This is a genomic window from Streptomyces coryli, from assembly GCF_011044975.1.
Lineage (GTDB): Bacteria > Actinomycetota > Actinomycetes > Streptomycetales > Streptomycetaceae > Streptomyces > Streptomyces coryli.
On record NZ_JAAKZV010000586.1, the window covers coordinates 1 to 717 of the forward strand.

Below are 717 nucleotides of genomic sequence, written 5' to 3' on the forward strand. Positions count from 1 at the left end.
CGCTTGGGGTGGTGCTGCTGTCGCTCGTGGTCGTGACCGGGCGGGGCGGGCAGGTGTCGCTGGGGCAGGCGGCGTATGCGGGCCTCGGCGCGCTGCTGACGGCGCTGCTGGCGGCGGGGCGGGTGCCCGGGGTGCCGGAGGTGCCGGAACTGGTCGCGCTGGGGCTCGCGGTGGTCGTCGTCGCGCCGCTGGGGCTGCTGGTGGGGTATCCGGCGATACGGCGGCAGGGGCTGGCGCTCGCGCTGGTGACCTTGGCGGTGGGCGTGGCGGTGAGCCGCTTCGTCTTCGCCCAGCCGGATCTGATCACGGGGCTGACGCTGGAGCGGCCGGCGGGGTTCGGGCCCGATCGCTCGTATTACGTGCTGGAGTTGCTGCTGCTGGCCGGTGCGGTGGTGACGGTGTGGGCGCTGCGGCGGGGCCGTACCGGGCGGGCGCTGGCGGCGATGCGCGACCACGAGGCAGGGGCGGCGGCGTCGGGGGTGGCGGTGCCGGCGCTGAAGTCGGGGGTGTTCGTCGCGGGGGCGGCGCTGGCCGCGCTGGGCGGCGGGATGCTCGGGATGGGGATGCAGGCCTTCGACCCGAACACGTATGACCCGGTGCGGGCGTTGCTGTGGTTCGCGGCGGTGGTGGTGCTGGGGGCGGACAGCGTGCTCGGCGCCCTTGCGGCCGCGGCGCTGCTGGTGGGCCTGGACGCGGGCACGCAGGGCGGGATGGCGG

The 717-nt window shown here is 76.4% G+C and carries 1 protein-coding gene; it reads left to right on the forward strand.

The window, feature by feature from the left end:
• Window positions 1-717: ABC transporter permease subunit (locus tag G5C51_RS42325; protein WP_420824923.1), on the forward strand; the 717-nt coding region annotated here is incomplete at both ends.